Genomic DNA, 23,077 nt, shown 5'->3' with positions numbered 1-23,077 from the left:
GCGATAAACAAAAAGCCCGACCTGAAGAGGTCGGGCTTTTTCATGTCTGGTGCAATGGCTGCATCATTTGTCGCTTTCGCAATTGACCATCCACGACACGCCAAAACGATCCACGAGCATGCCGAAACGCGCGGCCCAGAAGGTCGCTTCCAGTGGCATGTCCACTCGACCGTCTCTGGCCAAGGCATTGAAGACTCTTTCAGCCTCGGCGACGGTGTCGACGTTCAAGGACACCGAGCAACCGCTCATGCCCTGGGTCGGACGGTCGGGCGTGGTGTCCGATGCCATCAGCATCTGATCACCCACCTTCAGGCAGGTATGAATGATCAGGTTGTGGTGCTCTTTCGGCACGTGCTCAGCGGCAGGCGTTTCGCCGAACGTCATCATCGCCTCGAGCTTGCCTTGCAGGCATTGTTCGTAAAACGTGAAGGCGGCACGGCAGTCGCCGTTGAAGATCAGGTACGGGTTGATTTTCATGGTGGTGCTCCCGAACAGGCAGTGAAACGCAACGCGGCCGGGTGTGCCGAGGCTGCGTCATGGATTGACTCCATCCAGCAAAGCGTTAGATCGACGGATTGCCAGTCAGTGCGGCAATTATTTACGCCGGGATGACCGATGGTCTCTGTCTTCAGGAGTCGCGCGCGCCTTGCAACAACGTTGCGCCTGCGACGCGTGCGGCAGGTTTGGTTTGCATCAAGGCATCTATCGCCTTGCGATAGTTTTGTCCGCCCAATGCCATGCTGTTGTTGTGCGTCCCGCCGGGCACCAATAGCAATCGCTTGGGTTGGCTGGCGGCCGCGAACAGTTGCTCGCTGAAGCGTGATGGTACAAACGCGTCTGCCAGACCGTGCACCACCAGCAACGGCATATGGATGTCGGCAATCTTGTCGATGGAGTCGAACTTCTGCGACAGCAACCAGCGAACGGGCAGCGACGTGTTGGCCACCGACGCAGCGACGTCGGCCAGTGACGTGAAGGTGGACTCGATCACCAGGCCCCGGACCGGCAGCGGCGTATGGTTTCTGGCGGCGTCCCGGCCCAGTTCGGCGGCGAGGTCGATGGCGACAGCACCCCCGAGGGAATGTCCATAGATCAGGCGTTTACCCGGGTCGGGTTGTAGTTGCTGGAAGCGTTCCCAGGCTACCCGCGCATCCTCATAAACGGTGCTTTCTGACGGCAAGTCACCATGACTCTGGCCAAAACCACGATAGTCGATGGCCAGCACCGAATATCCCGCTGCGCGCAGCTGTTCGATGCGGAACAATTGCCCGGTCAGGTTCCAGCGCACGCCATGCAGATAAAGAATGGCGGGAGCATTGGCCCGTTCCGCCGGCCACCACCAGGCATGAATGTTCTGCCCGGCCTTGAAGCTTTTGGGCTTTAGATCCAGCTCCTGAACGCTGCCGGGCAAACCGTGATACCAACCGGCTGTGCCCGGTTCGATGCGAAACAGCAGCTTGCGTTCGGTGTGCTCCAGTACGGCGCAACTCGCCGGCAGGCCGATGATCAGCGCGGCCATGCAAGCGAACGCCAGTCGACGGCGTCGGAGTCGGGTCATGAAGGCAAGGAACATGGACGGTTTCACCACAGCACGGACAAAGAAGGCTTTTTACCAGATGCCTTGATTCCCGCGTGACAATTTCGACCGTCGCCCGCCAGCAATCTTTACAAAACGATGCTGTGACTCATGCCACGTTGAGCACAATCTTGCCGATGTGTTCGCCTGCCTCCATGTGCGCGTGGGCCCGGGCCGCGTCGGTGAGCGGGTAAATCTTGTCGATGATCGGCAGGCAACGTCCGGCAGCCAATATCGGCCAGACGTGCTCGCGTAATTGATCGGCGATGGCAGCTTTTTCCGCGGAAGTGCGAGCGCGCAACAAGGAACCGGTGACCACGGCCCGTTTGCCGAGAATGGTCAGAAGGTCGACATCGTTGGCACGGGCACCGCCGAGGAAACCCAACATCACCACACGGCCATCCATTGCCAGGGCGCCGAGGTTGGCGTTCAGATACGAGCCGCCCATGATGTCGAGGATCACATTGACGCCCTGGCCGTTGGTTTTCTCGGCAATTACGGCAGCGAAATCCTGCTCGCGATAGTTGATCGGCTCACCGCCCAAAGCACGGATAGCCTCACATTTGTCGGGGCTGCCGGCGGTGGCGAAGGCTTCGATGCCGAACTCGCGGCACAGCATCAGTGCGGTGGTGCCGATGCCACTGGTGCCACCGTGAATCAACACACGCTGGCCACGGCTGGCACCACCGAGACCGAACAGGTTGGCCCATACCGTGAAAAAGGTTTCGGGGATCGCCGCGGCCTTGACCCAATCCATTCCGTCGGGGATCGGCAGAGTCTGGCCCGCCGGAACGGTGCAGTATTCGGCATAACCACCACCATTGGTCAGCGCGCAAACCCTGTCGCCTATGGCAAAAGTGCTGACACCCGCACCCAGCGCCACGACTTCTCCAGCCACTTCCAGACCGGGAATCGGGTTCATGCCGGGTCTCATCGGATACTTGCCCGCGCGTTGCAAGGCGTCCGGCCGATTGATGCCGGCAGCGTGCACGCGGATCAGCAGCTCGCCCTGCGCGACGACCGGCAGCGGTACACGACGTGGTTTCAGAACGTCGGGAGCACCAGGTTCGGTTATTTCGATTCGGGTCATTTCGGTGGGCAAAGTCATGTCGGTTCCTGTCGTGCTTTGGGGCGTTTGGCCCCGTGAAAGGTTCATGACGTCCAGCATATCGGCTATCGTGGCTGCATAAATGCAGCAATTTTGCTTGCTGGTGATGCGATTCTGCATCGTGAGAGGGCAGCATGAACTGGGATGATGCACGGGTGTTTCTGGCGGTCTGCCGCGAGTCGACATTACGCGGTGCCGCGCGAGTATTGAGGGTAGACCAGGCCACGGTCGGACGGCGTATTGCGGCACTGGAAAAGTCGCTGAACGCCACGTTGTTCCTGCGGACTTCAGAGGGATATGCACTGACTGCAATGGGCGAAGCCGCCCTCAAGGCAGTCGAGAAAATGGAGCATTCGGCGCTGGAGCTGGAGCGGCAGATCCAGGGCCTGGATGATCGCCTGACCGGAAACGTGAGGGTCAGCACCACCGATTCGCTGGCCATCGACTTCCTGATCCCGGCCATCGCGCGCTTGCATGGGCAACACCCTGACGTGCGTGTGCAACTGGACGCCTCCACGCAGATGCTCAACCTGGCCAAGCGCGAGGCTGACATTGCCGTACGCAACGCCCGACCGGAAAACCCTGACCTGATCGCCCGACGCCTGGCGCGCTGGCCGGTGGGGTTGTTCGCATCCCGGGCCTATGTGGATGTCCATGGCGTGCCAACGCCAGGCACTGCGTTCGAGGGCCACGATCTGGTGGTGTACCAACCGTACCTGCAAGGCAACAAGGAGATCACCCTGGCAGGCGACCCGGTGAATCGCGGGCGTATTGTCGCAAGTCTGAACTCCAGCCTGTTGATACGACGCTCGATTGCGGCCGGTCTGGGTGTAGGAGAAATACCGGTTTGCATGGGGGAGCGCGACGGCCTCGTCAGGCTCTGGCCGGAGCGCACGCGCCCGCTTCCCTATGAGGTGTGGCTGGTGACCCATGCAGATTTGCGCCACACAGCGCGGGTGAGGGCGGTGATCGAACAGATTGTCGAGGCGTTTGCGCTGGAAAATGAATAGCTCATTCGAGCCGTGTAGGACGGCTACATAACCCGGCGACATTGCCTACATCCGAGCCAGAATTCGCTGTCTTGTGAGTTTTTTGCCCGAGTTCTATCGTTTCTCAAACCTTGGGCGAGCAGGCAAAGCACTCCAGGGTCATCAATCAGGGAAGTATTGATAAACGTCAGAGGTGTGGAGTTGATTGCAAGGGAATTCAGCCAATTTCAAACAGGTGGCATGGTCGGGCAAACGGACAGTGCGGAATCTATGAACTACATAACGCGAGACGAATTCAGCGCCAGAATCGAGATCATCGAGACCAGAATCGATGCACGGATCGAGTCGATGTCCGCGAAAATCGATGGGTTTCTCATCGAGCAGGCCGAGCGAGACAGGGCACGACTGGAGCAGGAGTGCATCCAGGAAAATGTGCGGCTGGAGCGAGAAAAGGCTCGGCAAGAGGATTGGCGGAAGGACGAGAAGGCTCGACAAGCGGAATGGCTGAAGGAAGAGACGGCTCGGCAAGAAGATTGGCTGAAGCGAGAGGAGGCTCAGGAAGAAGTGCGTCTGGCCAGGGAGCGGCATCTGGAGGAGATTCGGCAGGAGAGGGAAAAAGCACGACTGGAAAGAGAAGAAGAATCCAGGAAGGCCTGGCAGGAGCGCGAGAAGTCACAGGAGAAACTCCGTCTGGAGCAAGAAAAGGCTCACCTTGAGCGTGATGCGCGTTATGCGTCCATGGCGGCTCGCTCGGATCGGGCTATGGAGCGATTGGACGAGTCAATGAGAATGGTCTCGACAATCAAGGCGAACTACTGGGCGGCGACGACCGTTCATTTTCTGGGAATGGTTGCCATTCTTGTAGGCTCCTACTACGCGAATCAGTCAAATGTGCTTGTGACGATGCAGACCACCCTGGCAATGGTCCAGTCGGTGAAGGAGGCTGGAAATCCCGTACCGGCAGTTTCGACGACCTTGTCCGCAGAATGAAAAACGGCCTTCAACGAAGGCCGTTTTTTGTGCGCGATGAAAACCAGACTGCCTCATGGCATTTCCGGTAACTCCTGTGGCCGCAGATCAAACACCAGTACTTCGGCATCCTGGCCATTGCTCAGGGTCAGCGCCTGTTCTTCGCGAACCCGAACACCGTCACCTTCCTTCAACTGCACGCCGTTCAGTTCAACACTGCCGCGAGCAACGTGCACGTAGGCATAGCGGTTTGCAGGCAGCTCGAGTGTGGCGCTTTCCTGGCCATCGAACAGCCCGGCATACACCCGTGCATCCTGGCGAACTTTGAGTGAGCCGTGGCTGCCTTCAGGCGAGATGATCAATTGCAGGCGACCGCGTTTTTTCTGTTCGCTGAAGTGCTCCTGTTGATAACGCGGTTTTGCGCCGCTCACGTCCGGCACGATCCAGATCTGCAGGAAGTGCACAGGCTTGGTCGCCGAGTGGTTGAACTCACTGTGAGCCACTCCACTGCCGGCGCTCATCAGTTGCACGTCACCGGGGCGGATGACCGAACCGGTGCCAAGGGTGTCCTTGTGTTCCAGCGCGCCTTCGAGCACATAGGAGAAAATCTCCATGTCGCGGTGCGGGTGCTGGCCGAAGCCTTTGCCGGCTGCGACACGGTCATCGTTGATCACCAGCAGGTCGGAGAAACCCTGCTCACGCGGGTCGCGATAACTGGCGAAAGAAAAGGTGTGGAACGACTTCAACCAGCCATGATTGGCCAGACCACGGTCGGAAGCTTTGCGAAGGGTCAGCATGATGAAATCTCCTTTCAGGACGTTGATTCGTCCGAGTGAGGAGAAGGTTACTGGTTACTCTGATGTGCAATAAGTAGGTGAAAATTGAAATACTGTCCCCTTAGGGTTGACAGTAATGTGCGTCAGTTCGCGCATTCTTTTTCAACGTTGGCGCTGTACTTGGCCATAATGCGGCAACTTATAACCGTTCATTGATTTCAGTGATGTCTGCTCATGAAAACCGTGGCAATGGTGTTGTTTCCCGAGTTTCTACTGCTCGATATGGCCGGGCCGCTGGAAGTGTTTTCGGTTGCCAACCGATACCTGAAGCCGGACGACCACTACCAATTGACGCTCCTGGGTACTGAACGCGGATCGCTGCGCGCCTCCAACGGTGTGCGGGTGCATACCGACCGGCATATCGACGAAGCCGATGATCGCTATGACCTGCTACTGGTGCCGGGCGGTCCCGGAGCCTACAACGAAAAATGTCCGCCGCTGCTGGCCTGGCTGCAAGGCGCGGTGGGCCGTGCCGAGCGCTACGGCTCGATTTGCACGGGAGCCTTTGTGTTGGGTTACGCCGGATTACTCGACGGCTACCGCGTGACCACCCACTGGAATTACACCGAACGCTTGATCAAGGGCTTTCCGAAGGCGGATGTCGCCACCGACCAGATTTTTGTCGAGGACCGCAACCTGATCACCTCTGGCGGCGTCACCGCCGGCATCGATCTGGCGTTGGCATTGGTGGCTCGCGATCATGGCAAGAAGCTCGCTCAGGACGTGGCCAAAGTGCTGCTGGTGGTGATGAAACGTCAGGGCGGGCAGGCGCAATTCAGTCCGTTGATGGCGGCGGTTTCGCCTCAGGAAACACCCATCACCCGGGTACAGAATCACGTTCTGGAACACCTTGAAGAAAGCTTCACCATCGAACGTATGGCAGGCCTTGCGAATATGAGTGCTCGCCATTTCGCCCGGGTGTTCGCCCGCGAGGTCAACATGACGCCCATGGAATTCCTGCAGAGTGCACGCATCGATTGCGCGCGCAATCTGCTGGAAACCAGCGATCTGCCGTTGAAGACCGTGGCCTATAAAAGCGGTTTCGGCAGCGTGCGGCATATGCGTTTTCTGTTCGGCGAAAAACTCGGGCTGACCCCGGCCCAGTACCGCGAACAGTTCAGCTAGAGCGGTTTTGTCCGTTACGGGCATGCGGATGTCCGTGTCGGGCCCCGTGTGGTGGTTGTACCGTCATCGAGGCCTGCCAAGATAACGGACATGAACAGCCTCGACGAATTGAGCTCGGCGTCGGTCCTGCGTTTCGGGCCGTACGCGTTCCACTTGCGCCAACGGCTGATCCTCGAAGGGGATCGGCAACTGCGCATGGGCGGTCGTGCGCTGGACATTCTGCAAGTGCTGGTCGAACGCGCCGGGCGAGTGGTCAGCAAAGAGCAATTGATCGCGCTGGTCTGGCCGAACTCGGTGGTCGAAGAGATCAACCTGCGGGTGCACATCGCGGCGTTGCGCCGGGCCCTCGGCGATGGCGAGACCGGGCAGCGCTACATCGTCAACGTGCCGCAATGCGGGTACAGCTTCGTTGCGCCGGTGCAGGGTGACAGCGTCGCGCAAGTGGTATTCGAAAGCCTGCAAGTGCCACAGCATAATCTGCCGGCACGGCTGACCCCTGTTACGGGTCGTGATTCACTGGTCGGCGGTCTGGTGCGGCAACTTCCGCTGTCCCGACTGATAACGGTGACGGGGCCTGCCGGCGTCGGCAAAAGCACCGTGGCACTGCGCGCAGCCGAACTGCTGCTGCAACATTTTCGTGACGGCGTGTGGCAGGTGGACCTGTCGCTGATCGACGAAGACATCCCGCTTCTCGATCACCTGCTGAAAACCCTCGACATCGATTTCCCCACACTGGCAGCGCGCCACGCCTTGCTGGTGCTGGACAACTGCGAGCACCTGCACGAAGCCTGCCGGAGCCTGCTGCAAACTCTGCTCGACGCCGCGCCCCGTCTGTCGATCCTGGCCACCAGCCGCGGACCGTTGCATCTTGGTCTGGAAGTCCTGCAACCAATGCCGCCCCTGACCGTCCCCAAAGCCTCGGCGCTCAACAGTGTCGACGAGGTCATGGGTTACTCGGCGGTGCAGCTGTTTGTCAGTCGTGCCCGTGCGCGTCAGCACGGTTTCTGTCTGCGTGAGCAGGATCTGGAAACCGTGCGCGATATCTGTCGCCGGCTCGACGGCCTGCCGCTGGCGATCGAACTGGCAGCGGCGCAGATCGATGCACTGGCGTTGGTCGGCATGCAGGCGCAACTGGACCACAGTCTGCAAGTCCTGAGTCACGGCCGCCGGACCGCCGTGCCACGCCATCAGTCGATGTGCGCCGCACTGGACTGGAGCTATCAGCGCTTGAGCAAGCAGGAACAGCGTGTGCTGCAACGCTTGTCGGTGTTCAAGATGGCATTCACCCTGGATGCCGCCATCGGCGTGATCAGTTGCACGCAACTGCCACCTTCGATGCTGGTGGCAGTGGTTGAACAGTTGGCGGCCAAGTCGTTGCTGACAATGGATCGATCCAGCGGAACACTGCGCTATCGAATGCTCAACACCACGCGCCGCTATGCCCGCGAACGGCTAGAACAGGGCGGCGAGCTGAGTGATGTCGAGCGTCGGCACGCGCGCTACCTGGGCCGCACCCGGCCAGCCTCAAGCGGCAGACTGACCGCGCAATTCGTCGAGCAGTAAACGCACCTTGCGCAAGTCCGGGGTGGCGTAGCCTTCGGTGAAGCGCTGGTAGATCGGAGTGAGCAATTCAAGCGCCTCACGATAGCGCGACTGGCGTTGCCACAACTGGGCCAGTGATGTCGCGCTGCGCAATTCCCAGGCCAGGGCGCCTTGTGTCCGCGCAATCGCAAGGGACTGCTGCAAGGCGCTTTCGGCCGAATGATGACAGGGCGATTCAGCGGCCAGCAATCGCTCGGCCCGTGCCCGCAATATCTCCGCCGTGCTCCAGCCAGCCGCACCGCTCTGTGCCCGTTCAAGCAAGGCGTCATCAACGAAACCCGGATCCAGCGTGACCATGATTTCCCTGACCAGACCGCTATCCGCAGGCGGGATGGCGGGGGCTCTATCGGCGTCGATCACCTGCGCATAGTGCCGCGCCCACGTGTAGAACAGCAGCACCGAATGCTTCTGCGCCTGTTCGAGCAACAGTTGCAGCAGTGCGCGGGCGTTCTGCACATCGCCGTTGTAATGGGCGATCAGGCACGAGGCGAGGGCCAGGGTGTAGCAGATCGACGTGCCATGGTTGATCTGCACCGCGATGTCCAGTGCCTGCCGCGCCGTGCGCCAGGCCTGCTCGGGGAAACCTTGCAGCCATAACACCCGGGCGAGAACGGTCAGCGAGGCGACGCTCTGATCGTATTGCACGCCGAAACCGTGGGTGAAACGGTTGAGGTGGCCGCTGTGGGCCATGCGCTGGATCACCTGTTCGGCGTGGATCCGCGCCTGATGCTGATCGCCGGCGTAATGCAACGCGAGCACCCGCAAACGATGGGTACTCAAGGACAACTGCGCATCGCCATGCAGGCCGAGGCTTTCGAATTGTTCGCTTTGCTCCAGCGCCATGCGGTAATGGCCGCAACTGAGGTTGACCGCCATGTGTCCCGACACGGCGCGCAATTGGCCGGCCATGTCGTCGTGCTGTTGCGCCAGCCGTCGGGCGCTGACGAAGGCTTCGATGGTTTCCGGTGTACCGCCCCAGGTGTGATAGCAGGCACTGCCGAGAGCCAGTTTCAAGGCGATTTCCAGCCGCGGGCAAGATTCTACGGAGGACTCCAGCAATTCAAGTGCCCGGCGCACATGCACGCCGTACTCCTTGAGCAGGGACAATTCCTGCCACAATGGCGCCGACGTCGCCGTCAGCCGCACGCCAAGATGACGAGAGCCTTTATCGTTCAGCGTCCACTCCAGCGCCGCCCGCAGGTCTTCGAGGCCTCGGGTGTAGCGCTCGATCCAGACGGCGGTCGGCGTGTTCTCCCAATCGGCCTGGGCCTGATGCATCAGCGCCAGGCAGCGTTCGGCATGACGTTCGCGGGTTTCGCCGAGCTCGGTGGCCTGTTCGAGTTTTTCCAGGGCATAGCGGCGAGTGGTATCGAGCAGGCGATAGAACACCTCCTCATCGCCGACCTCGACGTTAAGCAGCGACTTTGCGACCAGTTGCGTGATCGAGGCGAACACTTCGCCCGGCTCGATATGCTGACCCACGATGACCGCCGCCGCAGACTCCAGCGTGAACGCACCACGAAACACACCCAGTCGGCGCAGACCGGTCTGTTCGCAGCCATTGAGCAGGTTGAAGCTCCAGTCCAGCGTGGCCCGCAGGGTTTCATGCCGACCGAGATGAGTCTGATTGCCGGTCGGCAAGCGCCCCTGAAGCTCACTCAGCAAACCGTCCAGCCCAAGGCTCGCCACCTGCGCGGCCGCCAGTTCCAGCGCCAGCGGGATGCCATCCAGCCGCCGACAGATTTCGATGATCAAGGGCAGGTCGGCATTGTCCGGCTCGAAGTGTTCGTGGGCGGCCATCGCCCGTTCGACGAACAGCTGCAGTGCGGAAAACCCCATCGCCTGATCACGATCGAGCACCGCAATCGGTGGCGGACAGTCGAGGGATTCCAGACGTTGTACGTACTCGCCCTCGGCACGCAGGCTTTCGCGGCTGGTGGCCAGAATGTGCACCTGCGGCGCGCCACGCAGAATGCTTTCGCTGAGCAGCGCCACGGCGTCGATCAAGTGCTCGCAGTTATCGATCACCAAGAGCATCTGCCGCTCGCGCAAGCTGTTGATCAGGCAGGCCATCGGTTCATTGTCGTGCAGTGAAAGGTCCAGCAGGGCGGCGAGGTGCGAACAGATCGAGCCCGGATCGTTGAGTGGCGCCAGATCCAGCAGACGAATACCGTCGCGATAACGGCCGATCAACTGTTCGGCGACGCGCAGGGCCACGGTGGTCTTGCCGATGCCGCCGGGGCCGACCAGGGTGATGCAGCGCTGGCGCGGCAGTTGCGTCATCAGGCTGTCGACCACCGACTGACGCCCGATCATCCGCGTGCGGCGCAGCGGCAGGTTATGCCGGCCCGGGTTGGCGGCGGCCGGGCGTTGTTCGATGGATTGCAGCAGGACCGGCGCGACGAAGCTGTATCCGCGTTGCGCCACCGTGATGATGTAACGCTGCCCGGCCTGACCGTCGCCGAGGGCCTTGCGCAGCGCCGCCATGTGCACCCGCAGGTTGATGTCTTCCACCACGCTGTCCGGCCAGACGTCGGCGATCAATTGCTGCTTGCTCACCACCTCGCCGGCGTTGGCCAGCAGGATCAGCAGAATGTCCATGGCGCGCCGACCCAGGCGCAAAGGCTGGTCGCCTTCAAGCACCAGCCGCTGGCCGGGGTAGATCCGATAGGGGCCGAAACCGATGGCCTGATTCGGGGAAAGACTCAACCGCTCACTCCTGCGATGTTTTTGTAATCCTGCGCTGTCGTGGTGAAGAACCTGTGACGGGCAGGGCGGATAGAGACTTGAGGGTCACGCAAGCTGTCTAATCCGCGGTATCCGAGCATATTCCTCAGGATTTGATGCCAGCGCAACGGGCGTGAAGTCCTGCCGTTTGGACATCGGCCGACATCCAATGCCATTACCACTGTATTTAAAGGCTGAAACCTGCGTCGGTTCACCCGACGGCCGGGAAAAATTAACAACGATTAACTCGTCCGCGCCCGTTCCAGAGCCAAAACTCCAAGGCAATGGAATGCATACGTCCGGAGGACGCTGCGATGAGCAAGGTAGTGGTGGTCTATCACAGTGGCTACGGGCACACCCGCGTCATTGCGCAGGCAGTGGCCCAGGGTGTGGAACGCCACGTGGGCAGCACCTGCCTGTTGCTGGCAGTGGAAGACGTGGAAACCCACTGGGATGACCTGCACCACGCGGACGCCATCATCTTCGGTGCGCCGACCTACATGGGCAGCGCTTCGGCGGCGTTCAAGCAGTTCATGGAGTCCACGGCATCCTTCTACCTCGCCCGCCCGTGGCGCGACAAGCTCGCGGCGGGTTTCACCAATTCCGGCAGCCTGTGCGGCGACAAGCTCAATACCTTGCTGCAAATGGCGGTGTTTGCGGCCCAGCATTCGATGATCTGGGTCGGGCTCGATCTGTTGCCGGCGCGTGCACGCGAAGGTGCTTTTGACGGCCAGTTGAATCGCCTCGGCAGCTCCCTTGGCGCCATGTCCCAATCCTCGGTCGAGCAACCGCCCGAACAAGCCCCTCCGCTGGAAGACCAGTTGACCGCCGCGCACCTGGGCGAGCGGGTAGCACGACTGGCTCAGCGTATGGCTCGGGAGTGAAGCGTATGGCTCGGGAGTGAAACCGCCTCAGCGGTTTTTCATGACCTGGCAACGCCACGCAAACGGATTGATCCCTTCGCTGCGGGTGAAGATGTGGCAGAAGTGCGCCTGATCGCAGAAGCCGCATTCCAGGCTGATCTGCGTCAGGCTGTGGTTGGTGTGCTGGATCAACAGCTTGGCCCGGGCGATCCTCTGGGTACGGATCCAGTCTTGTGGCGAGAGCCCGGTGCTGCACTTGAACGCCCGGGAAAAGTGACTGCGAGAGAGTGAGCAGGCGCTCGCCAGTTCGGTCACTTCAAGGCTGTCACCGAGGCGTTCGAGGATGAGTTGTTTCACCAGCCGCTCGCGCTGCGGGCTGAGACCGCCGGTGCTGGTTTTGCGGGGTTCGCTGGCAGGGGCGAGGGCGACGGTTTGCTGTGAGTGAGCCATGGCCAATGTCCGTGTCGAGGGGGGAAGGCACGGTCAGCGCTTTCCCTCAGGTCAATAAAACAACGCTGCGCAGAGGGATTCATTGTTTGGCGAGGGGCGAAGGCTGACGAGTTAAACGTTGTTAATTCCGCCGCCAAAGCTGATTTCGAATGGCCGCCGATCAAGTAAAGTGCGTAGCACTTGCGCCTGGCCAAAAAGGAAAACACGCCCATGAACCGAAACGATCTGCGCCGCGTCGACATGAACCTGCTGGTGATTTTCGAAGCCCTGATGTTCGAAAAGAACCTGACTCGCGTCGCCGAAAAACTGTTCATGGGCCAACCGGCGGTGAGCGCGGCGCTGGGCCGCCTGCGCGATCTGTTCGACGATCCGCTGCTGCTGCGCAACGGTCGCGGCATGGAGCCGACGGCACGGGCACTGGCGATTCTTCAGGAACTGCAACCGGCGATGGACGTGATTTCCGGCGCGGTCAGCCGGGCCAAGGAATTCGATCCGGCCACCAGTTGCGACGTGTTCCGCATCGGCCTGTCGGATGACGCCGAGTTCGGTCTGTTTCCACCGCTATTGCGCCAGTTGCAGGAAGAGGCACCGGGGATCGTGGTCGTGGTGCGCCGAGCCAACTATCTATTGATGCCGACATTGCTGGCGTCGGGGGAAATCTCCGTCGGCGTGAGTTACACCACCGATCTGCCAGCCAACGCCAAGCGCAAGAAGCTGCGTGACATTCCCTGCAAAGTCCTGCGCGGCGATGACCGCCCGGGCCCGCTGACCCTCGACGAATACTGCGAGCGGCCTCATGCAATGGTGTCGTTCTCGGGGGATCTGAGCGGCAACATCGACGTGGACCTGGCCAAGGTCGGCCGCAGTCGCCGCGTAGTGCTCGGTGTGCCGCAGTTCAGCGGCCTGCGCGCCTTGCTCGCGGGCACCGAGATGATCGCCACCGTGCCGGATTACGCCGCGTGTGCGTTGGTGGAAGGTTGTGCGTTGCGGGCTGAAGATCCGCCGTTTCCGATTGATGCGGCGCAATTGTCGATGGCGTGGAGCGGGGTGCATGACAACGATCCGGCAGAGAAATGGCTGCGGTCGCGGATCAGTCAGTTCATGTCGGCGTCGCTGGATATTCCGGCGTAACAAGACCTGAAACACAATTCGTTCATCGCCTCATAACCCTGTGGGAGCGAGCAAGCCCGCTCCCACAACAACTTGTGTCGCTCGCGCGTTCTGCGTGTTCTCGCAAAGAGAGCACACCCATCCAATTTCCCCCCGATCAATCGTTGCACCATTGCCTGCAATGATTGATCAAGGATGGGCCCATGAACGCTGTACAACGCAATGACCAGGCGCAAGACCTCGGCCTGCTGTTCCTGCGGGTCACCGGCGGGTTGTTTCTGCTGTTCGTCCACGGCTTGCCCAAGCTGCTGGACTTCACTGCGCAGCTGCAGCTGATCGAAGACCCGTTTCACCTCGGTGCCCACCTCACGTTGATCCTGGCGATCTTCGCCGAAGTCCTCTGCCCACTGCTGATCGTCGCCGGGTTACTGGTGAGATTGGCGTGCTTGCCTATTCTGTTTGTGCTGCTGGTGGCGCTGCTCATCGTGCATCCGCAATGGAGTGTGGCCGAAGGGCAGTTCGGCTGGTTGCTGTTGATCCTCTTCACCACTGTTCTGATCGCCGGGCCCGGACGGCTGGCGCTCAATGCCCGTTTGCCCGGAGTGCTTCGCTATGCCTGATACCCAGTCCCTGAGAAAACCGGGAACCGAAGAAACCGTGACGCTGATCGTCAAGCACCGGGTCAAGGCCGGTTTCGAACAGCCTTACGAGGCCTGGCTGCGCAATATCGTCAGCGTGGCGGGGCGTGAAGAAGGGCACCTGGGCGTGGACGTGATGCGCAGCAAACAGGGTGGCCTCGCACTGTTCACCTGCGTGCTGCGTTATTGCTCGACCGAAGCGATGCAGCGCTGGCTCGACTCCCCGCAGCGTCAGGCATTGATCGAAGAGGCTGCACCGATGCTCGCCGACGGCGACCAGACCGAGGTCAATGCGGCCAACGAATTCTGGTTCACGCCACTGATCGATGCAGCCACGCCGCCACCACGCTGGAAGCAGGCAGTGGTCTCACTTTTCGTGATCCTGCCACACACCTTGCTGGTGCCCTTGATCTGGGGGCCGTTGCTCAAACTCAACGGGTTTCTCTCCAACTATGTGGTCGCCACGTTCCTGATCACCCTGACCATCGTGGTGTCGGTGGTGTACGTGTGCATGCCGGCCGCGACTCGTCTGTTCGCGCCATGGCTGGCGGCCAGTCAGTCCCATGAACACCTGGAATCCAACGCCAATCCTCCGCGCTGAAGTGGCGGGTACTGGCTTCGTTTCACTTATCTCGAAGGAACTGCGATGAACGCCGATCTGATTCTGTTCAATGGCCAATTTCATACGGTAGACCGCGAAAAACCTCTCGCCAGTGCCGTAGCGATCAAGGACGGACGCTTTGTCGTCGTTGGTAACGATACGCAGGCCATGGCCCTGCGCGGTGCCGGCACCCAGGTGGTCGATCTCAAGGGCCGCTGCGTGATTCCCGGCCTCAACGACTCGCACTTGCACTTGATTCGTGGCGGCCTGAACTACAACCTCGAACTGCGCTGGGAAGGCGTGCCGTCGCTGGCCGATGCGCTGCGCATGCTCAAGGATCAGGCTGACCGTACGCCAACCCCGCAATGGGTGCGCGTGGTGGGTGGCTGGAACGAATTCCAGTTCGCCGAAAAACGCATGCCGACCCTCGAAGAAATCAACCAGGCAGCGCCGGATACCCCGGTGTTCATCCTGCATCTGTATGACCGCGCCTTGCTCAACCGCGCCGCATTGCGCGTCGCCGGCTATACCCGCGACACGCCGAACCCGCCGGGCGGCGAGATCGTGCGCGATGCCAACGGCAACCCGACCGGCATGCTGGTGGCACGACCGAACGCGATGATTCTGTACTCGACCCTGGCCAAGGGGCCGAAGCTGCCGCTGGAATATCAGGTCAACTCGACCCGTCAGTTCATGCGCGAACTCAATCGCCTCGGCCTGACCAGCGCCATCGATGCCGGCGGTGGTTTCCAGAACTACCCGGACGATTATCAGGTGATCGAACAACTGGCCAAAGACGACCAGTTGACCGTGCGCATCGCCTACAACCTGTTCACCCAGAAGCCCAAAGAAGAGCTGACCGATTTCCAGAACTGGACCGGCAGCGTCAAGTTGCATCAGGGCGATGACTTCCTGCGCCACAACGGCGCGGGTGAGATGCTGGTGTTCTCGGCAGCGGACTTCGAAGACTTCCTCGAACCGCGCCCGGACCTGCCGCAGACCATGGAGCAGGAGCTGGAGCCGGTGGTGCGCCACCTGGTCGAGCAGCGCTGGCCGTTCCGTCTGCACGCCACCTACAACGAATCGATCAGCCGCATGCTGGATGTGTTCGAGAAGGTCAACCGCGACATCCCGTTCAACGGCTTGCCGTGGTTCTTCGACCACGCCGAAACCATTACCCCGCAGAACATCGAGCGGGTGAGGGCGCTGGGCGGCGGCATCGCGATTCAGGATCGCATGGCGTTCCAGGGCGAATACTTCGTCGATCGCTATGGCAAGCAAGCCGCCGAAGCCACACCACCGATCAAACGCATGCTCGCCGAAGGCGTGCCGGTCGGCGCGGGCACCGATGCCACGCGGGTATCGAGCTACAACCCGTGGACTTCGCTGTACTGGATGGTCAGCGGTCGTACCGTTGGCGGTCTGGCGCTGTACGAAGAGGGCTTGCCTCGCACCACCGCGCTGGAACTGTTCACCCACGGCAGCGCCTGGTTCTCGTCCGAGCAGGGCAAGAAGGGCCAGATCAAGGTCGGGCAACTGGCGGATCTGGCGGCACTGAGTGCGGACTTCTTCCATGTCGAAGAAGAAGCGATCAAGTGGATCGAGTCGGTACTGACCGTGGTCGGCGGCAAGATCGTTTACTCCGCCGGCGACTTCGAAGACCTCGGCCCGCGTGCCTTGCCGGTACTGCCGGACTGGTCGCCGGTGGTCAAGGTTCCTGGCCACTGGCGCCCGAATTCGCCATTGCAGGCCCAGGTGCACCAGTGCAGCGGCCCGTGCGCGGTGCATACCCACAGCCATGAAAAAGCCCGGATGTCGAATGCCCCGGTCAGCGACTTCGCCGGTTTCTGGGGCGCGTTCGGTTGTTCCTGCTTCGCTTTCTGATCCCGTAAACGGCGCCGGTCTTCGTGGCCGGCGCTTGCCGCATCACCCATCCCCGAGGAGTTTCACATGAGCAACGTTCCTTACAAACGCCTGAACAAAGACGACGCCGTGGTGCTGCTGGTCGACCACCAGACCGGTCTGATCTCGCTGGTGCAGGATTTCTCGCCGAACGAGTTCAAGAACAACGTGCTGGCCCTGGGCGACATCGCCAAGTTCTTCAAGCTGCCAACCATCCTCACCACCAGCTTCGACAGCGGCCCGAACGGCCCGATCGTGCCTGAGCTGAAAGCACAATTCCCGGACGCGCCGTTCATTGCTCGCCCTGGCCAGATCAATGCCTGGGACAACGAAGACTTCGTCAAGGCGATCAAGGCCACCGGCCGCAAGCAATTGATCATCGCCGGTGTGGTGACCGACGTTTGCGTGGCGTTCCCGACCCTGTCGGCGATCGCGGAAGGCTTTGAAGTATTCGTGGTGACCGATGCTTCCGGCACCTTCAACACCACCGTGCAGCAAGCGGCCTGGGCGCGCATGTCGGCCGCCGGTGCACACCTGCTGAACTGGTTCTCGGTGGCGTGCGAGCTGCAGGGCGACTGGCGCAACGATATGGAAGGCCTGGCGAATCTGCTGTCGGAACGCCTGCCGAACTATCGCAACCTGATCAACAGCTACACCAAGTTCACTGCCAAGTAATTGGCTGAAGAAAAATGCCCGCTGAAGAGCGGGCATTTTTTTGCCTGCCGAAAAGGGCTCAACGCTTTTGCAACCACCCCAAAAAGCCACCCTTGCGAATCGGCACAGGCTTGGCCATCAACGCCAGCCGACTGTTCTGCTGCCGTACCGCCTGCAATTTGTTCAATGCCTGGCCGACTTCACTGCGCTGTTCCATGCACTGGCGGGTCAGGTTCTTGTCGAGGCGATAAATGATCGAAGACGTCAGCGCGGTAAACGTCGCCTGCGAAGGCGTATCCGCCAGAATGCTCTGCTCACCCATGACCTCACTCGGCCCCATGCGTCCGGCCTCGGTGAAACCATTGCCGTCCGGCACGCTGGCGCTGACCACGCCGGTGGCGATCACGAACAGGCTGTCCGGGACTTCTTCCAGACCGAGCACCACCTGCCCGGCGCTGTACTGCTGCGCGACCATCGATTCAGCGAGGCGATCGCGTTCTTCATGGCTGAGCGAGCGGAAGATTTTCACTTCATCGAGCAAGGCACGGGCGCGGGTCGAGGGTTCGATCACGCCATCCGGGTGGCGCGAGATGCCGGCGGCTTCGAGATGGCGGTGGGCGAGGTCGAACAGTTGATTGCGCACTTCGCCTTTCTTGCCCAGTTCAGCGATGAAGCCGCTGGCCACGTATTCCGACATTTCTTCGCCGGCCTCTTTCAGCAGCGCTTTCGGCGCAGGCGACAGCAGCAGACTGCTGCTGCCTTGCAGCGTGCGGTCGAGGGCGTCGAGCACCCGGCGCGGGCGGATGTGGTTCGGCACCTTGATGCTGATCGACACGCCGTGCAGGTTGTTCGGGCGACTGAGGTTGACGATCTTGGCCTTGGCCGCCACCGAGTTCGGCACTACGGCCAGGGTCCCGGCGCTGGTCAGCAGGTGCGTGGCGCGCCAGTCGATGTCGAGCACCTTGCCTTCGACGCCGTCGATCACCACAAAATCGTCCACCTGATATGGCTTGGTGGTGTTGAGCACGATGCCCGAGAACACGTCGGCCAAGGTGCTTTGCAGCGCCAGACCGACCACGATGGCAAATACCCCGGAGGTGGCGAGCAGGCCTTTGATCGGCAGCTCCAGCACGTAACCGGCCGCCGCGACGATGGCCGCCAGAAACACCAGCGCACCGATCACGTCCTGCAACAAACGGCCGCTGTGGCCGATGCGGCGCATCAGGATCAGACCGATCACTTCGGTCAGCGCCCGTGCGGCGTACAGCCACCAGAAAATCCCCAGCGCCGTCGCGCCCAGTTGCGCCACCGGGTCATCGACAAACAGCGGCGCCTGCAACGGGCTGACGCCGGCATTGATGATCAGCGCGCTGAAGGCCAGGAACAGCACCAGCCGCACACCGACCCGTTGCGCGCGATGCTTGAACGGGACGAGATGCCAGAGCAGGGCGTCGAGCACCAGCAGCAGGGCACTCCAGGACAGCAGGTGGGCAGAAAAAAGGCTCATGGAATGAACTCCGGCGGGCACAAAAGAAAACGCCACACCCGAAGGTGTGGCGAGAGGTTGCACTCAGTTCAGATGGGTCTTGAGTTCGGCTGCGGCCTGGCGCACGGCGGCCTTCACCTCAGGTATCCCGTTCAGCGGATTGAGCAGGCCGAAGTCATGAATCATCCCGTTGTAGCGCACCGAGGTCACCGGTACACCGGCGGCGTCGAGGTGGCGGGCGTAGCCTTCGCCTTCGTCACGCAGCACGTCGAACTCGGCAGTCTGCACCAGCGCGGCGGGCAAGCCCTTGAGCTGTTCGGCGCTGGCGTTGAGCGGCGAGGCATGGATCTGCGCACGCTCGGCCGGGTTGGTGGTGTAGCTGTCCCAGAACCACTGCATCATGCCCTTGGTCAGGAAGTGGCCCTCGGCGAATTGCTGGTACGAGCCGTTATCGAACCCGGCATTGGTCACCGGCCACATCAGCAACTGGAAGCGCAGGGCCGGGGTTTTCTGTTCCTTGGCCATCAGTGCCACGACCGCCGCCATGTTGCCGCCGACGCTGTTGCCGGCCACCGCCAGGCGCTTGCCGTCCACGCTGATGTCCTTGCCGTGCTCCGCCACCCATTTCGTCGCAGCGTAAGCCTGATTGATCGCGGTCGGATACTGCGCTTCCGGCGAAGGCGTGTAATCGACGTACACCGCGACCGCGCCAGAACCCACCACCAGATCACGAATCAGGCGTTGGTGTGTCGGGAAATCGCCCAGCACCCAGCCGCCACCGTGGAAGAACATGAACACCGGCAACTCGCCCTTGACCTTGGCCGGGCGCACCACTTTCAGGTTGATCGTCTGGCCATCGACCTTGATCGCCTTGTCGCTGACGTCAACGCCGGACAGATCCACCTTCACCGAAGCCTGGGCGCCGGTCAGCACCGCACGGGCGTCTTTCGGGCTCAGTTGCTCCAGCGGTTTGCCACCGCCGGCGGCGAGGGCATCGAGGAAGGCCTGGGTGTTGTGTTCGACGCCAGTGCCTTCGGCGGCGAATGCGTTGCCGATGGACAGGGCGAGGAGGGAAGCGGCGAGGGTTTTCTTGATGTTCATGTGCAATTCCTTTTTAAGTCGTTTGAGTTTTTGTATGCCTTGGGAGCGGGCTGCTGTGGCGCTGGGCTTCAGGCCTCAGCAACACCGTGAGCACAGATTAATGAGGTGCCCGAAAGTGAAAAAGCGGCTATAAAGCGTTTAACTGTCAACCAGAGAGTGACAATGAACCCGTTCGAAGACATGCGTATTTTTTGCCAGGTGATGGACTCCGGCAGCTTCACGGCGGCGGCCGATCAGTTGGGCTTGTCCAAGCAGTTCGTCAGCCGTCGGTTGATGCAATTGGAGGAGCGCCTCGGCGTGCGATTGCTCAACCGCTCGACCCGGCGTCTGGACGTGACCCCGCTGGGCCAGAGCTATTACGAATCGGCGCTGCGGCTGTTAAGCGAAGTCGAACAGGTGGAGCAGGGCATCGCTGGGCAGACCGCCGAGCCGCGCGGGACGATTCGCGTGAGCGCGCCGCTGTCGTTTGCGGTGGCGCATCTGGGTTGTCTGCTGCCGCTGTTCCTGCAGCGTTATCGCGAGGTGACGGTGGAGGTCGATCTGAGTGACCGGCCGGTGGACTTGCTCGGCGAGGGTTACGACCTGGCGTTGCGCATCGGCGTGCTGGAAGACTCGACCCTGATCGCCCGACGCATCGCCGCCATCGAGCGGGTGTACTGCGCCAGTCCGGCGTATCTGGCCGAGCGTGGTACGCCGGTCAAACCGGAAGATCTGCTCAACCATGACTGCCTGCCTTACGGCCACGGGCGTTCGGTGCAGTGGAGGTTCAATGCAGGGCAGGGCAAGCCGCAACTGGTGAATGTCACCGGGCGGATGCGGGTCAACAACGGCGAGTTGCTGCGGGATGCGGCGGTGGCGGGGATGGGGATTACTTACCTGCCGACATTCATTGTCGGCGCGGCATTGAAGGACGGGCGGCTGGTGCCGGTGCTGGATGATTTGCGCCCGGAGCCGTTGATTCTGTCGGCGGTGTACCCGCAGCACCGCCAGGCATCGCGGCCGGTGCAGGCGTTGATCGAGTTTTTGCGTGAGCGGCTGGATCAAAGTCAGGGGGTGTTGTAGCCCCAACCGCTCACACAATTTTCAGCGTTGCTCAGTTGGCGCGCTTGTCATCGCCCGGCTCGCCGCCGACGTGCACGCCGCGATCATCACCGATTTCTCCAGCGCGGTGTACGCCATGGTCATCACCGACTTCTCCGGCCCGATGGACCCCATGGTCATCGCCTACTTCGCCTGCCCGATGAACCCCATGATCATCACCCGCTTCGGCGTGGGTGCCGTTGCGTCCTGATGAGGCGCTGTCGCCGGAATGGCCCGAACCATGGTCGCTGCCGCTGTGGCCACTGTTTCCACCGCCGCCGCTGCCACTGTTGCCACCACTGCCGCCATGGCCACCGCCATTGCCGCTTCCGCCACCGCCATTTCCGCCTCCACCACCGCCACTACCTCCGCCGCCGCCCCCACCACCGCTTCCTCCACCCCCACTTCCACCTTCCTTGGCCTGAACGCTGGACACCCCGGACAGGTTGTCCGGGATCAATACGGTAGACGCCGACAGGACTGCGCCGATGGCCATTGCGAGCATGAGCTTTTGAATGTGCATATCGTTCTCCGTCTTTGTTGTCTTGATTGGGAACGTGGATGTGCCTTGTTTGCGTGTGATCCGACCCGTTCCCGAGGTCAGTGAATGCTTGAAGCGAGTTCGAAGATCGGGATGTACATCAGGATCACGATCACCCCGATCAACAGGCCGATGAAGGTCATCAGCAGCGGTTCGAACAACCGCACGAACCACTCGATCCAGCGGCTGATTTCCTCGTCGTAGAAATCGGCGCTGCGTTCCATCATTTGCCCGAGGTTGCCGGACTGCTCGCCAGCGCGCAGCAGGCGCAGGGATACGGGCGTCACCAGCCGATTGAGCTCCAGCGCGGTGGACAGCGATTGCCCCTCGCGCACTCGCTCGCAGGCCTGGTCGAGCCGCGCCCGCGAGGCCACAGTGAGCAGCCCGCGCACCATGCCCATGGCCGTCACCAGCGGAATCCCGCCTTGCAGCAGAATGCCCAGCGAGCGATAAAATCGCGCCAGCTCATACATGAAGATTCGCTGGTGCACGGCCGGCAGTTTTTCCACCAGCCGATCCAGCCCACGACGAAACGCCGGTTGTTTCTGCAACACGGCGAGGGCGGTGATGATCGCCGCCAGAATCCCGAAAAATTCACCCTGATGGGCGTGCAGGAACATGCCGCTGCTCATCAAAATCTGCGACAGCCACGGCAGGTTTGAGCCCAGCCCTTCGAACACCAGGCTGAAGCGCGGCACCACGTAACCCATCAGAAACAGCACCACGCCACCGCCGACCACCAGCAACAGCAACGGGTAGATCGAGGCGCTGACGATCTTCTGCCGCACCTCGTCCATGCGCTGGCGATAGCTCACATAACGTCCCAGCGCATCGCCGACCGCGCCGGTTTTCTCGCTGGACTGTACCAGCGCCACGTACAGCGGCGGGAAAACCGCCGACAACTGGGCCAGTGCCTGGGAGAACGACTTGCCCTCGTACAGCAGCCGCACCAGCTCGCTCAGGGTTTTGCGCGCAGCGGGGGCGGTTTCCTTTTCCGCCAGGCTTTCCAGTGCATCGATCAACGGCAGACCGGCATTGAGCAACGTGGTCAATTCCTGGCTGAACAGCACCAGGTTGAAGGTCTCACGCTGGCTCAGGCGCAACGAACTCCAGTGCCGCTCGGCGTGCAGGCTGACCACGCGCAGGCCCTGATCCTCGGCGATGCGCCGCGCTTCGCTGTGTCCGGGTGCCTCGATGCTCAGCGACAACACGCCGGCCTTGCCCACTGCCTTCAGATGAAAACGCATGCCGTGTGCTCCGCTCATTGCCAGTTGGTGATTTCGGCGTTTTCGCCTTCGCCGCCGGGCTGGCCGTCCTTGCCCATCGACAGCAAGTCGTACTCGGCGTTTTCGCCGGGGTAGCGGTAGGTGTAATTACGGCCCCACGGGTCCTGCGGGAGTTTTTTCTGCAAGTACGGGCCGGTCCATTTCGCTTCGTCGCTCGGTGCCGTCACCAGTGCCTGCAAGCCCTGTTCGGTGGACGGGTAGTGGCCGACCTCCAGCCGATACAAGTCCAGTGCCTTGCCCAGGCCTTCGATCTGCGCCTTGGCGACTTTCACTTCGGAGCGCCCCAGCTGGGCGAAATATTTGGGCGCGACGATCCCGGCCAACAGGCCGAGCACCACCAGCACCACGAGCAATTCGAGCAGGGTGAAACCCCGTTGGGCGCGCGGACGAACATGCAGCTTCATGATGACCTCCGGTGAGTGGCAGCCGAGTC

The 23,077-nt window shown here is 61.4% G+C and carries 22 protein-coding genes; 11 read left to right on the top strand and 11 right to left on the bottom strand.

Features of this window, described 5'->3' with window-relative positions; translation table 11 throughout:
- Positions 1-63: 63 nt before the first annotated feature.
- The 3 genes from M5B98_RS27315 to M5B98_RS27305 form a co-directional block, all read right to left on the bottom strand.
- Complete coding sequence (locus M5B98_RS27315; protein ID WP_096821287.1) at positions 64-477, bottom strand: VOC family protein; 414 nt, start codon at positions 475-477, stop codon at positions 64-66.
- Between the two features lie 151 nt (positions 478-628).
- Positions 629-1,573, bottom strand: a complete 945-nt coding sequence (locus M5B98_RS27310) for an alpha/beta hydrolase (RefSeq protein WP_248744557.1) — start codon at positions 1,571-1,573, stop codon at positions 629-631.
- Between the two features lie 112 nt (positions 1,574-1,685).
- Positions 1,686-2,684 carry an NAD(P)H-quinone oxidoreductase gene (locus tag M5B98_RS27305; RefSeq protein ID WP_248744556.1) on the bottom strand — a complete coding sequence of 333 codons (999 nt, stop codon included), beginning with the start codon at positions 2,682-2,684 and terminating at the stop codon, positions 1,686-1,688.
- Between the two features lie 134 nt (positions 2,685-2,818).
- On the opposite strand from M5B98_RS27305, the gene M5B98_RS27300 reads away from it, so the two are divergent.
- Entirely contained in the window at positions 2,819-3,694 is an 876-nt protein-coding gene (locus tag M5B98_RS27300; protein ID WP_248744555.1) for a LysR family transcriptional regulator, read from the top strand.
- 174 nt (positions 3,695-3,868) lie between these two features.
- Entirely contained in the window at positions 3,869-4,663 is a 795-nt protein-coding gene (locus M5B98_RS27295) for a hypothetical protein (RefSeq protein WP_248744554.1), read from the top strand.
- A 53-nt stretch (positions 4,664-4,716) separates the two neighbouring features.
- Here M5B98_RS27295 and M5B98_RS27290 read toward each other — a convergent pair whose 3' ends face one another.
- Positions 4,717-5,439 (bottom strand): pirin family protein, encoded by a 723-nt coding sequence (locus M5B98_RS27290; RefSeq protein WP_085712045.1) that lies wholly within the window; start codon positions 5,437-5,439, stop codon positions 4,717-4,719.
- A 213-nt stretch (positions 5,440-5,652) separates the two neighbouring features.
- On the opposite strand from M5B98_RS27290, the gene M5B98_RS27285 reads away from it, so the two are divergent.
- The gene (locus M5B98_RS27285) at positions 5,653-6,603 is read left to right on the top strand and encodes a GlxA family transcriptional regulator (protein WP_248744553.1); all 951 of its coding nucleotides are present in this window, start codon (positions 5,653-5,655) and stop codon (positions 6,601-6,603) included.
- A gap of 90 nt (positions 6,604-6,693) precedes the next feature.
- Positions 6,694-8,166 (top strand): ATP-binding protein, encoded by a 1,473-nt coding sequence (locus M5B98_RS27280; protein ID WP_248744552.1) that lies wholly within the window; start codon positions 6,694-6,696, stop codon positions 8,164-8,166.
- Here the strand turns inward: M5B98_RS27280 and M5B98_RS27275 are convergent.
- A complete protein-coding gene (locus tag M5B98_RS27275) occupies positions 8,128-10,914 on the bottom strand; it encodes an ATP-binding protein (RefSeq protein ID WP_248744551.1) in 2,787 nt (928 codons plus the stop codon). The genes M5B98_RS27280 and M5B98_RS27275 overlap by 39 nt on opposite strands.
- Before the next feature lie 332 nt (positions 10,915-11,246).
- Between M5B98_RS27275 and M5B98_RS27270 the strand changes: the two genes are divergently transcribed.
- A complete protein-coding gene (locus M5B98_RS27270; protein ID WP_248744550.1) occupies positions 11,247-11,816 on the top strand; it encodes a flavodoxin family protein in 570 nt (189 codons plus the stop codon).
- Between the two features lie 27 nt (positions 11,817-11,843).
- Here the strand turns inward: M5B98_RS27270 and M5B98_RS27265 are convergent, their stop codons facing one another.
- Positions 11,844-12,245: a helix-turn-helix domain-containing protein gene (locus M5B98_RS27265; protein WP_085712050.1), complete on the bottom strand. Its 402-nt coding sequence runs from the start codon at positions 12,243-12,245 to the stop codon at positions 11,844-11,846.
- Between the two features lie 210 nt (positions 12,246-12,455).
- Between M5B98_RS27265 and M5B98_RS27260 the strand changes: the two genes are divergently transcribed.
- The 5 genes from M5B98_RS27260 (at position 12,456) to ycaC (ending at position 17,171) form a co-directional block, all read left to right on the top strand.
- Entirely contained in the window at positions 12,456-13,376 is a 921-nt protein-coding gene (locus M5B98_RS27260) for a LysR family transcriptional regulator (RefSeq protein ID WP_248744549.1), read from the top strand.
- Between the two features lie 182 nt (positions 13,377-13,558).
- A complete protein-coding gene (locus M5B98_RS27255) occupies positions 13,559-13,975 on the top strand; it encodes a DoxX family protein (RefSeq protein ID WP_248744548.1) in 417 nt (138 codons plus the stop codon).
- Entirely contained in the window at positions 13,968-14,594 is a 627-nt protein-coding gene (locus M5B98_RS27250) for an antibiotic biosynthesis monooxygenase (RefSeq protein WP_248744547.1), read from the top strand. Before M5B98_RS27255 ends, M5B98_RS27250 begins: the two co-directional genes overlap by 8 nt.
- 45 nt (positions 14,595-14,639) lie before the next feature.
- Complete coding sequence (locus M5B98_RS27245) at positions 14,640-16,478, top strand: amidohydrolase (RefSeq protein WP_085712054.1); 1,839 nt, start codon at positions 14,640-14,642, stop codon at positions 16,476-16,478.
- A gap of 66 nt (positions 16,479-16,544) precedes the next feature.
- Positions 16,545-17,171, top strand: a complete 627-nt coding sequence (gene ycaC, locus M5B98_RS27240) for an isochorismate family cysteine hydrolase YcaC (RefSeq protein WP_095942850.1) — start codon at positions 16,545-16,547, stop codon at positions 17,169-17,171.
- Between the two features lie 58 nt (positions 17,172-17,229).
- On the opposite strand, the gene M5B98_RS27235 is transcribed toward ycaC, so the two are convergent.
- Both M5B98_RS27235 and M5B98_RS27230 read right to left on the bottom strand, forming a co-directional pair.
- Complete coding sequence (locus M5B98_RS27235) at positions 17,230-18,657, bottom strand: mechanosensitive ion channel family protein (protein ID WP_248744546.1); 1,428 nt, start codon at positions 18,655-18,657, stop codon at positions 17,230-17,232.
- Between the two features lie 63 nt (positions 18,658-18,720).
- The gene (locus tag M5B98_RS27230; protein WP_248744545.1) at positions 18,721-19,737 is read right to left on the bottom strand and encodes an alpha/beta hydrolase; all 1,017 of its coding nucleotides are present in this window, start codon (positions 19,735-19,737) and stop codon (positions 18,721-18,723) included.
- 162 nt (positions 19,738-19,899) lie between these two features.
- On the opposite strand from M5B98_RS27230, the gene M5B98_RS27225 reads away from it, so the two are divergent.
- Entirely contained in the window at positions 19,900-20,799 is a 900-nt protein-coding gene (locus M5B98_RS27225) for a LysR family transcriptional regulator (RefSeq protein WP_248744544.1), read from the top strand.
- Between the two features lie 31 nt (positions 20,800-20,830).
- On the opposite strand, the gene M5B98_RS27220 is transcribed toward M5B98_RS27225, so the two are convergent.
- From M5B98_RS27220 to gspG, 3 genes are all read right to left on the bottom strand, one after another.
- A complete protein-coding gene (locus tag M5B98_RS27220; RefSeq protein ID WP_248744543.1) occupies positions 20,831-21,340 on the bottom strand; it encodes a hypothetical protein in 510 nt (169 codons plus the stop codon).
- Positions 21,341-21,417: 77 nt separating this feature from the next.
- Positions 21,418-22,605, bottom strand: coding sequence for a type II secretion system F family protein (locus M5B98_RS27215; RefSeq protein ID WP_248744542.1), 1,188 nt, complete (start codon positions 22,603-22,605; stop codon positions 21,418-21,420).
- 14 nt (positions 22,606-22,619) lie between these two features.
- Complete coding sequence (gene gspG / locus M5B98_RS27210; protein WP_248744541.1) at positions 22,620-23,048, bottom strand: type II secretion system major pseudopilin GspG; 429 nt, start codon at positions 23,046-23,048, stop codon at positions 22,620-22,622.
- Between the last annotated feature and the right edge of the window lie 29 nt (positions 23,049-23,077).

This window comes from Pseudomonas sp. MWU12-3088, assembly GCF_023242405.1.
Lineage (GTDB): Bacteria > Pseudomonadota > Gammaproteobacteria > Pseudomonadales > Pseudomonadaceae > Aquipseudomonas > Aquipseudomonas kribbensis.
This window is presented reverse-complemented; position numbering and strand designations above follow the sequence as displayed.